At 42.8% G+C, this 18257-nt stretch carries 12 protein-coding genes; 2 read left to right on the top strand and 10 right to left on the bottom strand.

Annotated elements, in window-relative coordinates:
• Positions 1–81: 81 nt before the first annotated feature.
• The 5 genes from CLHUN_RS13455 to CLHUN_RS13475 form a co-directional block, all read right to left on the bottom strand.
• Entirely contained in the window at positions 82–750 is a 669-nt protein-coding gene (locus CLHUN_RS13455) for an S-layer homology domain-containing protein (RefSeq protein WP_080065153.1), read from the bottom strand.
• A 153-nt stretch (positions 751–903) separates the two neighbouring features.
• Positions 904–2604, bottom strand: a complete 1701-nt coding sequence (locus tag CLHUN_RS13460; protein ID WP_242656517.1) for a vWA domain-containing protein — start codon at positions 2602–2604, stop codon at positions 904–906.
• Between the two features lie 126 nt (positions 2605–2730).
• Positions 2731–4119, bottom strand: a complete 1389-nt coding sequence (locus CLHUN_RS13465; RefSeq protein WP_080065154.1) for a sensor histidine kinase — start codon at positions 4117–4119, stop codon at positions 2731–2733.
• Between the two features lie 54 nt (positions 4120–4173).
• Complete coding sequence (locus CLHUN_RS13470) at positions 4174–4854, bottom strand: response regulator transcription factor (protein WP_080065155.1); 681 nt, start codon at positions 4852–4854, stop codon at positions 4174–4176.
• Positions 4855–5049: 195 nt separating this feature from the next.
• Positions 5050–6492 carry a nicotinate phosphoribosyltransferase gene (locus CLHUN_RS13475; RefSeq protein ID WP_080065156.1) on the bottom strand — a complete coding sequence of 481 codons (1443 nt, stop codon included), beginning with the start codon at positions 6490–6492 and terminating at the stop codon, positions 5050–5052.
• Positions 6493–6733: 241 nt separating this feature from the next.
• On the opposite strand from CLHUN_RS13475, the gene CLHUN_RS13480 reads away from it, so the two are divergent.
• Complete coding sequence (locus CLHUN_RS13480; protein WP_080065157.1) at positions 6734–7480, top strand: 3'-5' exonuclease; 747 nt, start codon at positions 6734–6736, stop codon at positions 7478–7480.
• Between the two features lie 487 nt (positions 7481–7967).
• Positions 7968–9563, top strand: a complete 1596-nt coding sequence (locus tag CLHUN_RS13485) for a dockerin type I domain-containing protein (RefSeq protein WP_080065158.1) — start codon at positions 7968–7970, stop codon at positions 9561–9563.
• 119 nt (positions 9564–9682) lie between these two features.
• Here CLHUN_RS13485 and CLHUN_RS13490 read toward each other — a convergent pair whose 3' ends face one another.
• The 5 genes from CLHUN_RS13490 to CLHUN_RS13510 all read right to left on the bottom strand — a co-directional run bounded on the left by CLHUN_RS13490 (position 9683) and on the right by CLHUN_RS13510 (position 18232).
• On the bottom strand, positions 9683–10102 hold the full coding sequence (locus CLHUN_RS13490) for a zinc-ribbon domain-containing protein (protein ID WP_080065159.1): 420 nt from the start codon (positions 10100–10102) through the stop codon (positions 9683–9685).
• A 227-nt stretch (positions 10103–10329) separates the two neighbouring features.
• Positions 10330–12513 (bottom strand): glycoside hydrolase family 9 protein, encoded by a 2184-nt coding sequence (locus CLHUN_RS13495; RefSeq protein ID WP_080065160.1) that lies wholly within the window; start codon positions 12511–12513, stop codon positions 10330–10332.
• 305 nt (positions 12514–12818) lie between these two features.
• Positions 12819–14261 (bottom strand): glycosyl hydrolase family 8, encoded by a 1443-nt coding sequence (locus CLHUN_RS13500; protein ID WP_080065161.1) that lies wholly within the window; start codon positions 14259–14261, stop codon positions 12819–12821.
• A 264-nt stretch (positions 14262–14525) separates the two neighbouring features.
• The gene (locus CLHUN_RS13505) at positions 14526–16535 is read right to left on the bottom strand and encodes a J domain-containing protein (RefSeq protein ID WP_080065162.1); all 2010 of its coding nucleotides are present in this window, start codon (positions 16533–16535) and stop codon (positions 14526–14528) included.
• Positions 16535–18232, bottom strand: coding sequence for a molecular chaperone HscC (locus tag CLHUN_RS13510; protein WP_080065163.1), 1698 nt, complete (start codon positions 18230–18232; stop codon positions 16535–16537). Before CLHUN_RS13510 ends, CLHUN_RS13505 begins: the two co-directional genes overlap by 1 nt.
• Positions 18233–18257 lie beyond the last annotated feature (25 nt).

Genomic DNA, 18257 nt, shown 5'->3' on the forward strand with positions numbered 1-18257 from the left:
ATTTTCAACCAGCAATTCTGGCTATCAGAATATTATACCACCAAGTTCCGGAAGATTGTATGAATATTTGATTTTTTATTCTCAATCCACCACTTTCTTTAAGTTGGACTGCAAATATTCCAGAGCGTTATAGATCTGTTCAGCCGCTTCAGCACGTGTAAGCCTGTCCTTTGGGTAAAAGTTGCCTTCCTCATCCAGATTTACAACCCCGTAAAGCAATGCCCGCTGAATGGCTCCGCTGTAATCGGCTGTTATTTGAGACTCGTCGGCAATAGCCTCCGGCAATATTTTCAGCATTGGAAGATTATAATGCTTTTCCATAAAGGTTATAAGTGTATTTGTAAATTGCTCTCTGGTCCAGACCTGCTTCAGGTCAATATCTCTACTGATTTCAACACCGTTAACCGAGGCAATGATAAGTGCATTTGCATACCAGGCGCTGTCATCAGCCTTTGAAAAATAATCAGTTGCTTTAGGCTCCTTGGCAAAACGGACAAAATTGAGATTCAAATCAAAGGCATTAACAAGCAGTTGTATTGTTTGAGCTGTTGTAACCCTGGCCATGGGAGAGAATTTTCCGTCTGACGTACCGGCTACGATACCTCTCTCATATAGTGAAACTATTTTATCCTTTACATCGGTATCAGGCAAATCCATAAGTTGTATGGAAGCCTCTGCCCCGCTGAGGGCGAACGACAGCGAAAGAATTGCTGCTGCAGTCAATGTTATTAATTTCTTCTTTACGGTCATGGAATCACCTCATATAATTTATTGTTAATGCTTATAAACTATTAGACCCCGATAAACGGAAAAAGTTCCAATGCCGGTCATAAAATTTTTAATTCAGACCGGCAAGGAACTTATATGAAAATAAAAACTGCATATTATTCTCCGCAAGGAGCATTACCTGGCTTTAAGCTCCATAGCGCTCCTTACAAGGCCGGCAAACCCGGTATCCTCCTTGCTCCAATTCAGGTCCTTCAGGTCATGCTCAAGGATATCGTTAACATCCTCCAAACTGGTATTGCTTGCCCAGGGACTTCCCTTCAGTATCTCCGCAAACTGGGCAACCATGGAAATAAATCTGAAGCGTGGAGTTGCATTATAAAAGCTGTCTTTTACCTGAGCAGAATCAATGGTTTTGCTTATCTCGGTAACTTTACCTGTATCAGGACTCTTATACCTGAGTTTTACAACTCCGATCCGCCCTTCCAGGCTGTTCTTGAGCTTTAGTTCATACAATGCCGTAACCGCATGTCCGGCGCCAACTTCACCGGCATCCACGGTGTTATTCCTGAAGTCCTTGTCTTCCAGCGCTCTATTCTCATACCCTATCAGCCGGTAACTCTCCACACTGCCCTTGTCAAACTCTATCTGAGCCTTTGCATCCTTTGCTATAACCTCCAGAGTGCCGGCCAACTGGTCTATGAATACCTTTTTGGCTTCTTCCACCGTATCAATATATGCGTAATTGCCGTCTCCCTTATCTGCCAGCGTCTCAAGGAATATGTCGTTGAAATTATCCATGCCGAAGCCCAGTGTTGTAAGAGTTATTCCCTTTGCCTTATAGTCCTCCACCATTTTTAAAATATCTTCTGCACCGGTGATCCCCTGGTTGGCCACACCATCGGTGCATAGAATTATCCGGTTATTGCCGTCCTTTTTGTAATTCCTGTACGCCATGTCATAACCCAGTATCAAACCTTCCGCAGCATTAGTGGAGCCTTCCGGTTCAAGTCTGTCAATGGCTGATAAAATCCGGTCTTTATCCTCCCCCGAGGTGGGTTCGAGAAGCTTTCTGCCGTTTGTGCCATAAACCACGATGCCTATTTTATCACTTTCACCCATCTGCCCTACCAATATATTCAGGCTCTTTTTAACAAGTCCCAGCCTGTTATCAATACCCATGGAACCTGAAACATCAATGACAAAAGTCAAGGCGGAAGGTTTTATATTTGAGGCCGCCACATTTTTGCCCTGGACACCTACTTCCAGTATATGATAGCCTCTGTTGAAGGCGGATGGCGCCAGCTCCGTATAAATTGAAAAAGTGTCCTTTGCGGGTAAGGGATAGTCCCGTCTGAAATAGTTTACGAACTCTTCCGGCCTTATTGCCTCTTTTGGAGGAAGTGAACCGGATTCTATGTACTTTCTGGCGATTGTATAGGAAGCTGTATCCACATCAAGTGAAAAAGTGGATAAAGGCTTATTTCCCGTATCGTTGAACGGATTGATACCATAGTCCTTGAAATATGCACTCTGGTTTTGGCGGCCTTCCTCTCTATACTCATCTGGTTGGGGAGAGGTCTGCATGCCGTAGTTTCTGGTGGTATCAGCTTTGCCGTCAAGGGAAATTACATTTTCTGTAGCGCCATTAATCGGCTCACTGAATTTAACATTTACTGATGCGTCCGCTGCACTTGAGACACCGGCGGAGGATTTATCCGAGGAATTTCCGCAGCCGCTTAACATGCCTGCCGCCAATCCAAGTGCCAGCAAGCCTGCCCCCCACCGCCTGGCACTGCTCCTTGTAAAACCTGTCATTTTAAAACCTGCCATCTTAAAGCCTGTCATTTTAAAGCCACTCATTTTAAAGCCACTCATTTTAAAGCCCCCTTATTAACTTGATTTTCTCTCTTGTCAATATCATTATATATTGGGCTTATTTCTTTCATAATTCATAGTTGTATCAAAATTGTAACATTATTCCTCTTAAAAGGGACTTAAAGCTTAAAGGGGCAGCAAGACCCTGACCTCTGTGCCTCCTGTCTCGGTCCTGCATATGTAAATTTCGCCCTTATGCCTTTCAATGATTTCTTTGCATATGGACAGTCCAAGGCCTGTGCCGGGAATACCGGAGGCATTTTGTGAACGGTAAAAGCGGTCAAAGACCTTGTCCAGGTCTTCTTCCGGAATGCCTATTCCTCCATCTGCAACGGTTATAACGGCATATTCACTATCAGAAGCGAGCCTTACTTCAACAGAAGTTTTCTCCCGGGAATATTTAATGGCATTGTCCAGCAGGTTTACCAGCACCTGTACAAGTTTATCCCTGTCCGCCTCGATATGGATATTCCTGTCAATCCCGCAGCATAAATCAATCTTATGGCCTGATGCCCTGTCTCTCATTTTTTCCGCAGTTTCGGTCAAAAGGTCCGATAAATTCAACTTTTGAAAGGAAAACTTTTCATTGAAAGAGTCCATCCGGGACATTTGCAGCAGGTCATTGACCAGGTTTGTAAGTCTGGAGGTCTCATTATCCAGGTGGAAAATAACCTTGTCAAGGCCCGGGTCTCCCATGACCTCATCAGCCAGGTACTCAGTATATCCTTTTATAGCCGCCAGTGGCGTACAGAGCTCATGGGATACATTTGAAACAAACTGCTTCTGCCTGTCAATATGGTCCTTAAGCTGCATACCCATATCGTTTATGCTCCTGCCCAATTGCCCAAGCTCATCATTGCGGGATATTTCCACCAGCTCAAAATCACGTTTTGCATACTTTCCCGTGGTAATTACAAGCCTTTTAATGGGCACTGACAATCTGCGGGATATTAATATGCTCAATATCAGAATCACAAGGCAGAATATCGCCGCCCCCATGCACAGGATTACAATGGCCTTGTTCAGTATGAGATTCAGAAGATCGAGCTTATAGCTTATTACAATTATCCCTGAATTCCTGCCGTCTATTTTTGCCGGTGAGGCATAGTAATAGATATTATTCTGTATGTAGTTTACGGTATCGCCCTTTTGCGCAGGCAGCAGGACCTCCTTCTGAAAGGCATCCATGCGGAAATCAGGATGCTCAAATATGTCAACCAGGCCACTGAGCAGCCGCAAATCCCTGTCGTAAATCAAAAGCTGTCCCACTCCCGAGCTGAGATTGGCAGACACCATTTTTGCATTTTGTTCATTTAGCTCCTTTGTACTGTTTTTCTCAAAAAGGAACACCTGATTTATATAATCCTGAACCATTGTATCCTGTGCTGCAAGTTGCTGATCCACCTTGTTTATCCAATAGGTCTCAATGCTTTTTATTACCACTGCTCCAACTATAAGCAGCACCACCACGGATGTCATGGAATAATATAAAACCATTCTGGTACTGAATTTCATTTTTCCCTCCACCTTTTACACGGCATTGGTTTCGTAAAAATAACCGTAAAAGCCTCAGCTCTGACCCGCAAAGCGGTATCCCAATCCAAAGACTGTTACAATATGTACGGGGTCACTGCTGTCATCCTCAATCTTCTTCCTGAGCCTGGCTATGCATATATCTACCACCCGGCTGTCTCCCATGTAGTCGTAGCCCCAAACCTTCTGAAGAAGTTCATCCCTGCTGAAGGTCTTCTTTACATTTCTCGCCATCAGCTCCAGTAGCTGGTACTCCTTGGCCGTCAGGCTGATTTCCCTGTCTCCCTTTAAAACAGTCATGTTTGCCATATCTATTTTTAAATCCTGATGGCAGATTATTTCCGCTTCATCCTCCTTGGCGGACCGTCTGAGCAGAGCTTTTATCCTGGCCAGCAGCTCCATTATCTCAAAGGGCTTCGTTACATAGTCGTCAGCCCCGAGCTCAAGGCTCAGCACCTTATCTATGGTCTCATGCCTGGCAGTTAACATGATAGTGGGAATCCTCCTGTCAGCGCTTAGTTGCTTGCACACCTCATGTCCGCTCATATCAGGCAGCATAATATCCAGCAGGATTAAATCAGGTTTGAACTCATGGACAAGGGACAAGGCAGACTTTCCGTCCACAGCCGCGGCCACTTCATATTTTTCACGTTTTAAGACTAATTCCATCAAATCTCTAAGTGATGGTTCATCATCCACGACTAATATCTTTTTCATTTCATACCCCGGTTTTAATAAAATTTATACATGATTTTTGTTTATACATCCTTTTATACCATATTTTTTCATATATTTAAATAAAAAAAGCATATCAACAAACCTGTTGTCTCGAAGTTTGCCCATATGCTCCCATTATTTCCGCAACTGTGCCTGTGCTGTTATGTAAAACCTGAAACGCAGCAGCCGAGACTGCTATTTTACAGAATAGTCCTGCAGCAGTCCCTGTTTAATATCCCACAGCTTTTTTGATAAATCCACATAATATTTGTGGGGATTTTCAAATCTTTTGACTTCATCCCAGATAGTATCCACCTGTGCCCTGCAAAATTCCTTTATCTGTTGGGTACTGGGACTTTCATAAACGCATTTGCCCTTTTCAAATATGGGCACCAAAAGCTTTTGCGCTCTGAAACCCGTCAAGGTTTTTCTTTTCCAGGTATATTCCGGATCAAATATTTCGTAAGGCCGGTTTTCATCTATAGCCTCGTCGTTCAGAGTCAATACATCGGCTATGGCCTTGTTGCTGACCCGGTCATACAACCTGTAAACCTGCTTGAACCCTGGGTTTGTGACCTTTCCCACATTTTCACTCAGCTTGATTTTGGGTATGAGCCTTCCCTCCTCTTCAACTGCCACAAGCTTGTAGACTCCTCCAAAAACCGGCTCTGACCTGGAAGTAATAAGTCTTTCACCAACGCCGAACAAATCCACCTCCGCACCTTGGGACAAAATATCCCTGATAATAAATTCATCCAGAGAATTTGAAGCTACAATCCTGCAATCCTGAAAGCCGGCTTCATCCAGCATTTTTCTGGCAGCCTTGGACAGATAAGTAATATCACCGGAATCTATCCTGATGGCCTTGGGCCTGAAGCCCTTGGGGACTATTTCTTCCCGGAAGGCCCTTATTGCATTTGGTACACCTGACTTAAGGGTATTATAGGTGTCCACCAGAAGTGTACAGTTATCCGGGTAAGTCCTGGCATACAGGCAGAAGGCCTCCAGTTCACTGTTGAACATCTGTATCCAGCTATGGGCCATGGTACCTATGGCAGGTATGGCAAACTCTTTTTCCGCAATGGTGCAGGCTGTTCCGATGCAGCCTCCGATATATGCTGCTCTGGCTCCGTATATGGCACCGTCATAACCCTGCGCCCTCCTTGAGCCAAACTCCATGACCTCCCGCCCCTGTGCCGCTCTCACAATCCTGTTTGCTTTGGTGGCAATAAGACTCTGGTGATTGATGGTCAGCAAAACCATGGTCTCAATAAACTGCGCTTCAATTACAGGACCCCTTACAATTACCACCGGCTCATTCGGAAATATGGGAGTGCCTTCGGGAACCGCCCAGACGTCACAGTTGAATTTAAAATTTTTCAGGTACTCCAAAAAATCCTCACCAAACTGCTTCCGGCTTCTTAAATACTCTATATCGTCTTTGTCAAATGCCAGATTTTTAAGATATTGTATTACCTGCTCCACGCCCGCCATTATAGCAAAGCCGCCATTATCGGGAACCTTTCTGAAAAACATATCGAAGTATGCCGTTTTATCCTTCCAGCCATTTTGAAAATAGCCGTTTGCCATAGTTATTTCATAAAAATCCGTCAACATGGTCAAGTTCATGTTATTCATTGAAATGTCTCCCTCTGCCGCTTGTCAATTTTTCATTCTGCGCCCGGCTGTATAGTAAATTTTCTATCAGTTATATATTATACTCCAGTTTGCAAAAACAATATATTCACGTACAGCTTTTGACTGTCAAAAGCCCAGTGCATGATTACACTTGCCACCCCTTTTAACAAGTGCCTTTTCATTATATAATTCTAATAAAAGTTTGTATATAACAGGCATATGTCAAAACTCAGGAGTTTATATGGATTATATTGTATTTGACCTGGAACTGAATCAGGAGCCCTCCTCCGTAAAGAGCCGCCCGGCCCCGGGTTTGCAGTTACCGTTTGAAATAATACAGATAGGTGCTCTCAAGCTGGACTCAGGCTTTAATACAGTGGCTGCCTTTAACAGATATGTAAAGCCGGATTTATATGAAAAAATAAATCCATTTGTTGCTGAACTCACGGGAATCACAGCAGAACAGCTCCTGTCGGAGCAACTTTTCCCTGAAATATACAGGGAGTTTTGCGAATTTGCAGGCGGTGAAGATTCAGTTTTTTGTGCATGGGGCTCAAGTGATATGAAGCAATTGTACAGGAGTGTGGAATATCACCATTTAAGCAGCAGGCACCTGTCAAAAAAATATATAAACCTGCAGCCCTATGCCTCAATGTATCTGCACTACCCGGTCAAAACCCAGCTAAGACTTGAATACGCAGTCCGCGCATTGGGAATCCCTGTTGAACACAGCTTTCACAATGCCTTTTATGATGCGTATTATACAGGTGAGATACTTAAAAAAATCCATAATAATTTCATGAAGGCGGAAATATATGACCCTGCAGCCGTGAGGACCAGACCGGCCAGAAGTCCAAGGAGAACCATTGACACCCAGGGGATAATAGAGCAATTTGAAAAGATGTATGACAGGAATATGACCTCCCAGGAAAAGGACATTATACTGCTGGCCTATAAGATGGGGAAAACCGGCCAATTTCTGAAATAATTATTTTTGTAAAGCTCGCTGTTCCTGTATCTTCTGAGGACCATCTGAGTACTATCTAAGAACTATCTGATACTTTCTCAAAAAGCAATATTTTTGCCTTTAAAATCAATGTCAATATATGGTATAATATTAAAAGACTGTAAATCTATTTCGCAATATATCAAATTATGCTCTTTTAGCATATTTTTTGGCAGTTATCGGACTAAATACATATCTCAAGGCAATAGTTTCGTTCTCATTTTCACGGTTTATTTCAAAGCCCTTATACAGAATCCCAGGGTTTATAGTTTGTGGTTTATAGGTGTCCTAAAAACCTAAATATTTTAAAAGGAGGAAAGCCGTCTTTTGCACTGAAAATACACAGGATAAAGCTGCCCTGATATGGGCAGGCAAAACAAAAGAAAAGTGATATTGAAAAAAATCAATATCCTGCTAATCTCAAGGTTCGTCTTTTACAACAAAAATACCGAAATAGGAGGATTATGGTATGAAAAGATTTAATCGCTTAACTTGTATAGCGATTGCATTAATGATTCTATTGTCTCTAGCTTTGCCTCAGCAGCTTTTTGCAGCATCTACGGTTACGGTGGGCTGGAATACTGTCTATCAATCAATTGATGGCTTTGGTGTATCTGAAGCCTTTCATCAATCTAACAATATCGCCCTTTTAGGTGAAACCAAACAAAAGGAAATATATGATCTGCTTTTCTCTACAACCCAAGGAGCAGGTTTTTCCATCTTTCGTTCCATTCTCGGTGACGGCGGGACCTGGGGAAATGCCACAGACGGCCCCAACAAAACCATGCAGCCGTCTGAGACCACCTGGGACTGGAGTGAATCCAACGATGATCAAATACCTATGATAAGGGCCATCCAGGCAGCATACGGAATCAAAAACATCCAATACTCGGTATGGAGTCCGCCGGCGTGGATGAAGACCAACGGTTCAGTTGCAGGCGGGTCGGTCAAGGCAGATAAATATCAGGCCTATGCCACCTATCTTGCTGAACATATTAAAAACTACAAATCCAAGTTTGGCATTGAAATAACCCATATAGGCATTTCAAATGAACCTGACCTGACAACCGCCTATTCTTCGTGTACCTGGACAGGAGCTCAATTTAAAGCATTTATGAAAGATGCTCTGGTGCCTACCTTTGACCGTGAGGGCATAACTGCCAAAGTAATTATGGGTGAAAAAATGACCTGTTCCGAGTCTCTCGCCATAGACTGTCTGAATGATGCTGTGGCTGTTACCAGGACAGATATTGTAGGTTGTCATAATTATGGCTCTTCCTATGCCACCTTCCCCACCACTAAAGCTAAAGGGAAGGGTATCTGGCAAACAGAAATATCTGATATGAACGGCAACGATATAACAATTACAGATGGCCTGAAATGGTCAAAGCAAATATATGATTTCATGACCATAACCCAGGGAAATGCGTGGAATTACTGGTGGGGTGCCTGCTATAAGACATATAACGGAGAAGGCCTCATACAAATGGACATGAATGCAAAAACCTATAAAGTTGCCAAGAGGCTTTATACAATCGGACAATATTCAAGGTTTATAAGACCCGGCTGGCAGAGAATTTCCGCTACGGCGAACCCTGTATCAGGTGTTTATGTAACTGCTTACAAAGACCCGGCTACCGGTAAATTCGCCATAGTTGCCATGAATGACAGTTCAACCAATCAATCCCTTACATATACCCTGGATGGGTTCTCCCCTGCATCTGTGACACCATATACAACCTCTGCAACCCAGAATCTGGCAGAAGGTTCAAAAATAGCTGTAAGCGGCTCAAGCTTCACAGCCAGCCTGGCTGGAAATTCAATCACCACTTTTGTGGGAGAAATCAATGCCGGCTTGTATGGTGATGTTAATGATGACAAGGCAGTTGATGCCATTGACTTTGCACTTGTAAAACAATATCTTACACGCCAGATAAGCACCTTCCCTTCAAAGGACGGTCTCAGGCTTGCTGATGTGAATATTGATGGCAGCGTGGATGCTATTGACCTGGCCATGCTTAAGAAGTATTTGCTGGGTGATATAAAAACTCTCCCCGTGAATTAATATTATAAGCTGAAAAAATAAGAACAGTTAAAAGTGAGTGCCAGAGTATAGTGGTGTTTAATACCTGAACTATACATGCCGGCACTCCTTTTACTGTTCTTTTCACATTTGAGCTGCTGCTAGCCCTTCTGTTTTTCTAGCTCTTTCATTTGATTTATGTAATTAATCTGAGTCTCGGTTTTACCCGCAAAATTATCTCCTTCATTGGGGCTTTTGCCGGTTGAGGAGGCTATACCTGCAAGAATTTGTCCATGCTGTTCCTGTGTGATTTTTTTATTTATCAAATCCATATTGCACTGTGCCACTTGTCTTAATTCGTTGAATTTTAAAGCGTCAAGCTTTACTCCATGATTGCATATGGGACATAACAGCATGTTTTCAGTCTTGTATGGAATGACGGGAATAAAGAAGAGTGTAAACCAGGTTCTTCTGCTGTACAGTGTCCAATACTTGTCATTATTGCAATGCTCGCAGTGGTAAACACCCACAGGACCATGGTTTTTAACCGTTTGATGACCCCAGCCGAATATAAATAACATTATTATCGCCTCATTTCTTAGTGTCGGATTTTAGCAAACAATACTTATTTGTAATATTTTGTAACATATCACTTTTATATTATCACACCACCCGAAAGGTAGCAATATGAAAACCCGGCACTGGGCCGGAAAAGAAAATCTCCCCCTAGTATAGTCCTGGATTTTTTTCATTTCAGGTGTCTACTCTAAGGGGAGCATAGCATTGGCAGGAGTTTTCTTTCTTACTGCTATTGAGGCAATTTATCCACGATTTTCAGCAGATAGCTCTTCAGTACCGCATAATCCAAGGCATTTATATCCCCGTCTGCCTTGACATCCGCTGCCTGCATATTGACATTTGCCGGAGAATTCCCCATCAATATCTGTTTCAGCAGGGCAAAATCTATTGTATCTATGCTGCCGTCATCATTTATATCCCCGTAGGTAAAGTCCGGCTCATTTTTAAGAGGTTCTTCTCCCCACAAAAGTACACCGTTGTCGTATATGGGAATATATGGGGTTTTGCCAGCAAAAGAAACTGCGTCGTAGTCCGGAGGACCTGTCAGGTTCTTGTATGACCAGTCATTTTCATTAGAGCCGCAGTTGTCCTTGTACTTTATGGACACATTTGCATCCTTTTCACACAGTTCCCATTCGGCAGGCATAAGCTGCGTACCTGTAAAGTCCACTGTAAAGTAATAAATGTTGTCCTTGTACTGCTTCAAGCCATAAAGCTTGGCTCCCTGATTCTGTCCAAGTGTTATTTCCACATCCTCAACCTTATGCCCTGACTCAAAAACTTCCGTGAGGTCCATGTAGTACCGTGCCGAAAGCTTGTCCTTCATGGCGGCAGGCCAGGCTGAACGATTATTGATTTGGAACATAAGGTTCAGAGTTCCATAGCCCTCGTATATTATCCAGCCTCTCACAAAATATTCTGTAAGGTTGTCCTCCTTTGCTCTGAAATCCTCAGGCTTAGGCCAATTTTCCAGCGGATTTCCGCCATACATATCATACATTTTTGCAAGGGCGCCTACAAACCCTGCATTGTAGTCCGTAGCCACCTCATTCAAGGTGTAGTCCGAAATGTCGTCCTTCCAGCTATCATTTGAAGTGGGGCCTCCTACCAGTGCACCATACAGAATATGCCTGTGGAAGGAAGGTACGGACAGCATGCTGGTCCAGGAACCATGGGCTGTTCGATGGTGGGGGTGCTCGGGTGCATTCTTGCCGAATCCCACCACATAGCTGCCGCCCCGGGGATTATCTCCAAGTGCGTAATTGATTTGACTCTCTGCAAACTTGTGGTAGGCTGCCTTTTTTGAGGCAGTTCCCACTGTCTGGTCATCAGACCACACAAAGGCCAGAAACGCAGCAGTAGAGGCATAACGCAAAGAACCCCACTGTGAAAGCCAGGCCAGGCCTCCCGGAGTATAGGTGATACCTCCTCCAGGCATCCAGGTGTCCAGATTTTTTTCAACCATTGCGGTATATTCCGCATCATGTGTAACCTGTGCAATTTTTAATGCCGCTCCATAGCTTACATCGTCCCAGCAGTGAGTGTGCTGACCGCCCAGCGACTTGGCAGGCAGCACCGACTTGGCCTTATCCAGATAAGAGGCATCCTTGGTTTTTATATAGAGCCAGATTGCACCCCATGCCAGGTCATCCACATAACTTCCCGAAGGGTATAAAGTTTTAAGAGGATTTTTTCCTCTGTAAGTATCGGCAAATTTAAACAGTTGTTTTGCATGAGTCAAGCAGGTTGCTGCATACTGCGGGTCGGTGGGCTCAAAAATCAAGGATGCTATAGCCAGCGCGGCGGCAGCCTGTCCCGCCACATCAGAACCCGGAGTGGATGCATCAACCTTAAAGGAGGTTCTTTTTGTTCTGTAGTCCAGAAGTTCATGAGGTATCCAAACAGAATGGTCGGATTCCTCATACCCGCACATGTAGTATAGGACATCGGGGCTGGGGTGCGCCTTTATGAAGAAATCCGTAGCCCATTTGATTTCGTCCAGAATATCGTCCAACTGCCCTGACTTTTCAAATGCCTGGCGGTATTCGTATACTGCCCAGCCCAACTGGCCCGCAGCATATGACATGGGATGGGTAAATTTTATTCCGTCTCCTGCATCTGCCCAGCCTCCTGTCAGGTCAAGGCCCACATCCTGCCCGTCTGTCATTGCGGCATCTCCCCTATAGGGTAAAATGTAATCATCGGGTAAGTCTCCAAGACGGTTAGCCTTATAAAAAAGAATTGACTTTTGCAATACTTCGCCATAATTGTAATAGGAACCGCCAGTTCTTGGTTCAGACGCCGCCTCAACTGCCTGCTGAAAAAATATTACCGATACAAGCATTGAAGTCACCAGCAGTATGGCTACAGTACGCAAAAACTTTTTCCAGAGTAGTGCTCTGTTTTCCCACATAATAATCTCTCCCTTTTAAAATAGTCTGGGATTGAGGCCAAAGCCTCCGAATTGACTTTGTGACAATGCTGAAAAATCATTGTCAGGATTTAACTGATTTTTTAAAAAGCCCATTGAATTAGATTCAAGGGGCTTTTTCATAGGTAATTTTTAACACATAATATATTCGGGTTTTATCCTGTTTCGCAATATTCTACAACTTTTACCGCTTTTCTACTGCCAGGTGCCAAAATCAATGGTATAAATATCCTCGAAAAATATATAATATGGAAAATATTATGTATTTTTACTTCAGTGGGCTTCTATCAGTTGCCGTAAGGCAAAGTAGTTATTTTACCTAAAAGATACTGCTGAAGTATGGCAAAATCAATAGCATCCACTGAACTGTCAGCGTTTGTGTCCGCTGCCTGCATGCTTGGCAGAGTAGTTATCTTTCCAAGCAGGTAAGATTTTAACACTGCACTGTCCAGAGCATCAATAACATTATCCTGGTTAACATCACCGCACATAACCGTGGGTACTGCGCCCCATATCTTGAAGTTGCCGCTTAAATGAAGCATTCCAAGCATATAAAGCATTCCGTCGTAATAGCGGTATTGTCCTGAAGGAACAGCCGTATTCCATAATTCGTCCACAAAGGGCTTTGCAGTTGCCGCGTCGGAAGCCATGGCTGTAACCGCGTTCATGGCAACTAATCCCGGGGAATGGTCACTGTTGAGCTTTGACCCTGCCAGAGTGTAGTTGCTGCCATGAGTGCTTACACCTTCTTTTTTGAAGAAGCTCTGAATCTTTGGTGCAAAGGTTGTTGAGGCCCAGGCATCCTTCTGCCACCAGGCATAGTCCACACAAACATTTGAAGCGACTCTCCAGGCATCATATCTGAAGTCGGCATGTCCCGAGCTCCAGGATACGTCTTTTGGAGTACCGTCAAAATTAGCATAGTCAGGATTCAAGCCGGTGGTTGAATTTGTTGACTTCTTGAAAAATTCCCTGCTTGTTGCTGCTATCTTGCTCCAGGTAGTTCTGTCGTTCTGGTTCTTGGCCCATAATGCCCACAATTCATAGAATGCAGGCAAATGATAGGACGGGTCTGTGAAGGTAGCCGAACCGCCGTTTGGACAGAAGACCACCTGATTCTGTGTCTTGTCAAACATGTTTACTCCCACTCCGTCATCTGCCTGATGGAGCATGGCATCCAGTATTACCTGGGCTTCCGCTTCGTAATTGTATATTCCTGTTCCGTTACCCCATCTGCGTGCTGCGAAAAGAAGCGCCATAGCAAAGTACTCGTCTCCGTCAGATGCAGGAGTAGTATCCATTATGCCGCCACTGTAGTTGCATTGCCATGCAAAGAAACCCTTATACTGCCCTGAGCTTTGATACATATGGTTTCTGGACCATTTCCAAAGCATGTCGAATTCCTTCTTTTTATCCATCTGGACACATATCATCATGGCGTAGGACATACCTTCCGAACGCACATCGTTGTTTCCTGTGTCTCTTATGTAGGCCTCGTCGGTTCCCGACTCATAAAACAGCCTCTGATTATTGGTGTCTCCCTTAAAGAACTTGTCAAACATGGTGTTGAGTTTGTCTTGCACCTGAGCTTCTGTCCTGCCTGTCTCGACGAATATGTTCCTGTAGGTGCCTGTGCTGTAGTAGCCGCCTGTGGCAGCGTTGACAAAGGAAATTGGCAAAGCGGTAAACACAATAACCAAAACAAGTAAGTACGCTAAAACCCTTTTCATGTTAAAATACCTCCTCAGTAAATTTATGAATTTTGTATTTTTGCCGGCTCCGGCAGCTTACCTTGACCAAGGCAGTAATTGGGTGCGGCAGGCAGACTTTCGCCGAACTTTAATACAAAAAGCTTACTCAGACAATAGGCCGTATAAACCGCCTAATTATTCTATATTTTAACATATAAGTGCATTAATGTCTATTTATGGGTTTATTATAAGAGTTAAGTTAAAAACCCCAAAACAAAGAGCTCTGTTATTTCAATCAGACCACTAGTGCTTGCTTCCCTTTATCGTCTTATAAATAAGTACTGATACAAAAGTTAATATTAACAGCAATTTAATAACTGCAGTTATATTCGGGATTTTATTATTACTATTATTATTTATTTCAGGGATATAGTAATCTTCTTCCGCTTTAAATATGTATTTTGTGCTTACTGAAGCAAGATAGGTCTCATACCCCGGGTAAAAGGACATATAATCAATAACTGTAGTATTAAAATCTATAAAATCATTCCTTTCAATTCTGCCTTCTAAGGTAACTTCGTCAGGGAAGCCCCCATCGGAATAATAATCGATTTTTTGTTTACCCAGTATACTAAAAATACTTCCGTAAAAAAACAGAGAATTGTCTCCTATCCTTCCTATAAAAAGGTTTCTTGATAAATATAATATTCTATTATTCTCATTATCGGGCTCTAATTTTTCCGTTAATGGATACAGGGTTTTCTTATCAGTTTTTGAGGAATTATAAATAATAAAATTAAGAATTTGAGGCTGGGTTATAGTAACAGATATTTTTTCCCCGGATTGTGCCAATTGTTCCAAATTTGCCTCGGATATATCAATAACCTTTTCAGCTTCACCTGAAGCCTCCGAAACAACCTTACCGCTCTGAACCGCGTCTCCCCCCTGAACTGAACCATTTGCTTGAACATTATTCCTATTATTTATTGTCTTGTAAAACATATTTGCTAAAAACAAGACTGCCAAAACAAGTACCAGGCCTATGATAAATTTGACATATCCTTTATAAACACTGGAAGAGCTGGTTTTATAACCATTGCCGGCATATTTCTGAAGCTTTTTAAGTTCCTGTTTAATAAAAGGCAGTTCTTTCTCAAAGTAAGCACCTTCTTCATGTCCGGGGTTTTTGCCCATTATAACAAGAGCCTTGTTAGTGGCAATGAGATTAAGTATATGATTCTTATCTAATTCCTGCTCATAGGCATTGATTTTTTTATAGAGCTTTCTGGCACCAATGGGGTCATCCTGTTTTAAATGAATTTCCGCAAGCTGGGTCACATATTTATCTTCCTTTGGATTTAACTCCAGCAATGCTTCAAAATCCTTTTTGGCATTTTCCAGCTCGTCATTCAACAAATAATTATTAGCCCTGCCGGAAAGTGCCTCCACAGAATCAGGCATTACTTTCAATACCTTTGAAAATGCTTCAATCGCAGCATCTGTGTTATATGCAACCGAGTACCGTATTCCCTCAAGGCAAGTCAATTCCGGGTCTCCGTCAAATATTTCCCTTGCCTCCTCTATGTAAGCCCATGCCAAATCATAATTTTTCCTTTGCAGACATTCCAATGCGTTAACTCTTAACTCTATGAATTTTTCCCGCTGGCCGTACTCTATATCATGTAGAAAATGAAAACTCAGCGAGCGCTGATTAAAAACCCCAAGCAAATAATTTCTCAATTCATAGTGTTGTCTGAAAACAGGGTGCTCTATCTGCTCCTGCAATCGCAATGCATCATCCAGCAAAGCCCATGCTTCTCCGGGGAGGCATCGGTGAGTTGACAAAAACGTCACAAATTCTATAAACACTAATTGTTTATTTTCCAAATCCCACATGGCTTCATGGTTCAGAACCTGTACCCAGGAATTTATATTTATTCTTTCCGAAAAATTTTCATATATCTTACCAAGCTGTGACATCAAACCTTTCAAACGGTTTTCAAATGTGCCGGAAATTATGTCATTAACATTTATTCCTGATGCAGGGAATGAGCCATACACCCCAGAATCCGCAGCATATTGGAGCATATGCATGTTATACGGGCTCTCGTTATTCCGGACGCTGTCCGGAGAATCCTGTATCTTAACAGCATTTTTAGCATTTTTTATTGCCAGGTCATATGCTTCACGCAGCTTCTGATATCCATCTGCATCATCTTCAGGATGGCAAAGCTTCAGCTTCCTTGCATAAGCCTTCTTGATTGTACCCACATCTTCTGTATAATCGATTTCAAGAACTTCCCATATGTTCATTATAGTTGAAACCTGCTTTCCAATTCATCCAGAAACTGCTTAAGCTTTTTAGCTGCAATTTTTATACGCTTATCTTCCTGGGAAGCCAACTCTCTTTCAAAAATATCCAGATGCTGAGAAATCACATCCCTCATTTCACCCACAGATTCCTCGTAGATTCTCTCTCCTCTTGCAAGCAGCAGTCTGTTTTCCTCCTTCTCACGGGGATGAATTTTCAATTCACTCAATAGTTTAAGTCGCTCAGAAATTTCACCTTTACTTAATTCACCGGGATTTTTTTCTATAATCATACTTCTCTTTTCTCCGGTTTTAACTGTGGTCACTTCTACTTCCAGAATCCCGTTAATATCATAAGTGAACCTTACATCTACAGACTGTTCACCCACTACGGGAGGAACCTTTACCAGCAGCTCTCCAAGCCTGATATTCTCACTTACCTTCCTGCTTTCTCCCTGATATACTTCAACCCGGATTTCCTTCTGGTTATCATGCACAGTAAAAAATCTTTCCACCCGGCTGACGGGTATTGGAGAATTTCTTTCAATTATCGGGTGAAAATACCCTTCCTCGTACTTATCTGAAAAAATTTGCTTAACCACATTTACACCCAGGCTGTATGAACAGACATCTGTCAGTATTATTTCCTTCAAAGCTTCATTGCGTTCCTTTAACGCAGCCTGAATAGCCGCTCCCAAAGCCACTGCTTCATCAGGATTTATATTTGAATATGGAAGCTTTCCAAACATTTTTGTAACTGCCGAACGGATAATGGGCATCCTGGTAGCTCCCCCAATAAGAATCACCGCATCCAGCTCCTGAGGCGATAATTCCGCATCCCGCAAAGCCCGTTCAATAGGATGCCTCAATTTTAGCAGCAATCCTGCTGCAATTTTTTCAAACTCTTCTCTGGTAATTGATTCTTCTACAATTTGCCCGTCTATTGTCAGCATCATCTTGGACAGGCTGTTATCTGTCAAACCATATTTACAGGATTCTGCCTGTTTGTAGATGATGGATTTTGTCTTTGCATCAAGTTCTTCTGATTTCAGTTTGTTTTTATTTAAAAAATTTGATATAAGCAGCTCTGTAAAATCTTCTCCCCCCAGAAAGTTGTCGCCTGCTATGGATTTAACCTCCATAACCCCTTCAAACAGTTCAAGGATTGAAACATCAAACGTTCCTCCTCCCAAGTCAAATACCAAAAATTTAGTATAATCATTTTCCTTATACAAGCCATAAGCCATAGCCGCAGCAGTCGGTTCACTTATAAGGCGTTCAACCTTTAATCCTGCAAGCTCCGCTGCTTTCTTGGTGGCTTTTCTCTGACTGTCGTTAAAGTAAGCCGGTACGCTTATAATGGCTTCTTTGACTGTCTGACCCAAGAAGTACTCCGCGTCATCCTTGAGCTTTTTTATTATAAAGGATGACAGCTCTTCGGGCGAAAAACTGAACCTGCCAAGCTGGTAGAGCTTTTCAGTGCCCATGAATCTTTTAAAAACCGAGGCCGTGAGATTTGGATGCGTAATCAGTCTTTCTTTGGCTATTTGTCCTATGTAAACTTCTCCATTATCATCAACACTTACAATTGACGGAGTAAGATTTGAACCGAGCCTGTTGGGTATGATTTCAGCACCTTTTTCAGACCAGTAGGCTGCCAGACTGTTGGTAGTTCCAAGATCAATTCCTATTGCGGGCATAATGTCCCCCATTTCATGTAGATAT

Source organism: Ruminiclostridium hungatei (assembly GCF_002051585.1).
Classification (GTDB): Bacteria; Bacillota; Clostridia; order Acetivibrionales; family DSM-1351; genus Ruminiclostridium; species Ruminiclostridium hungatei.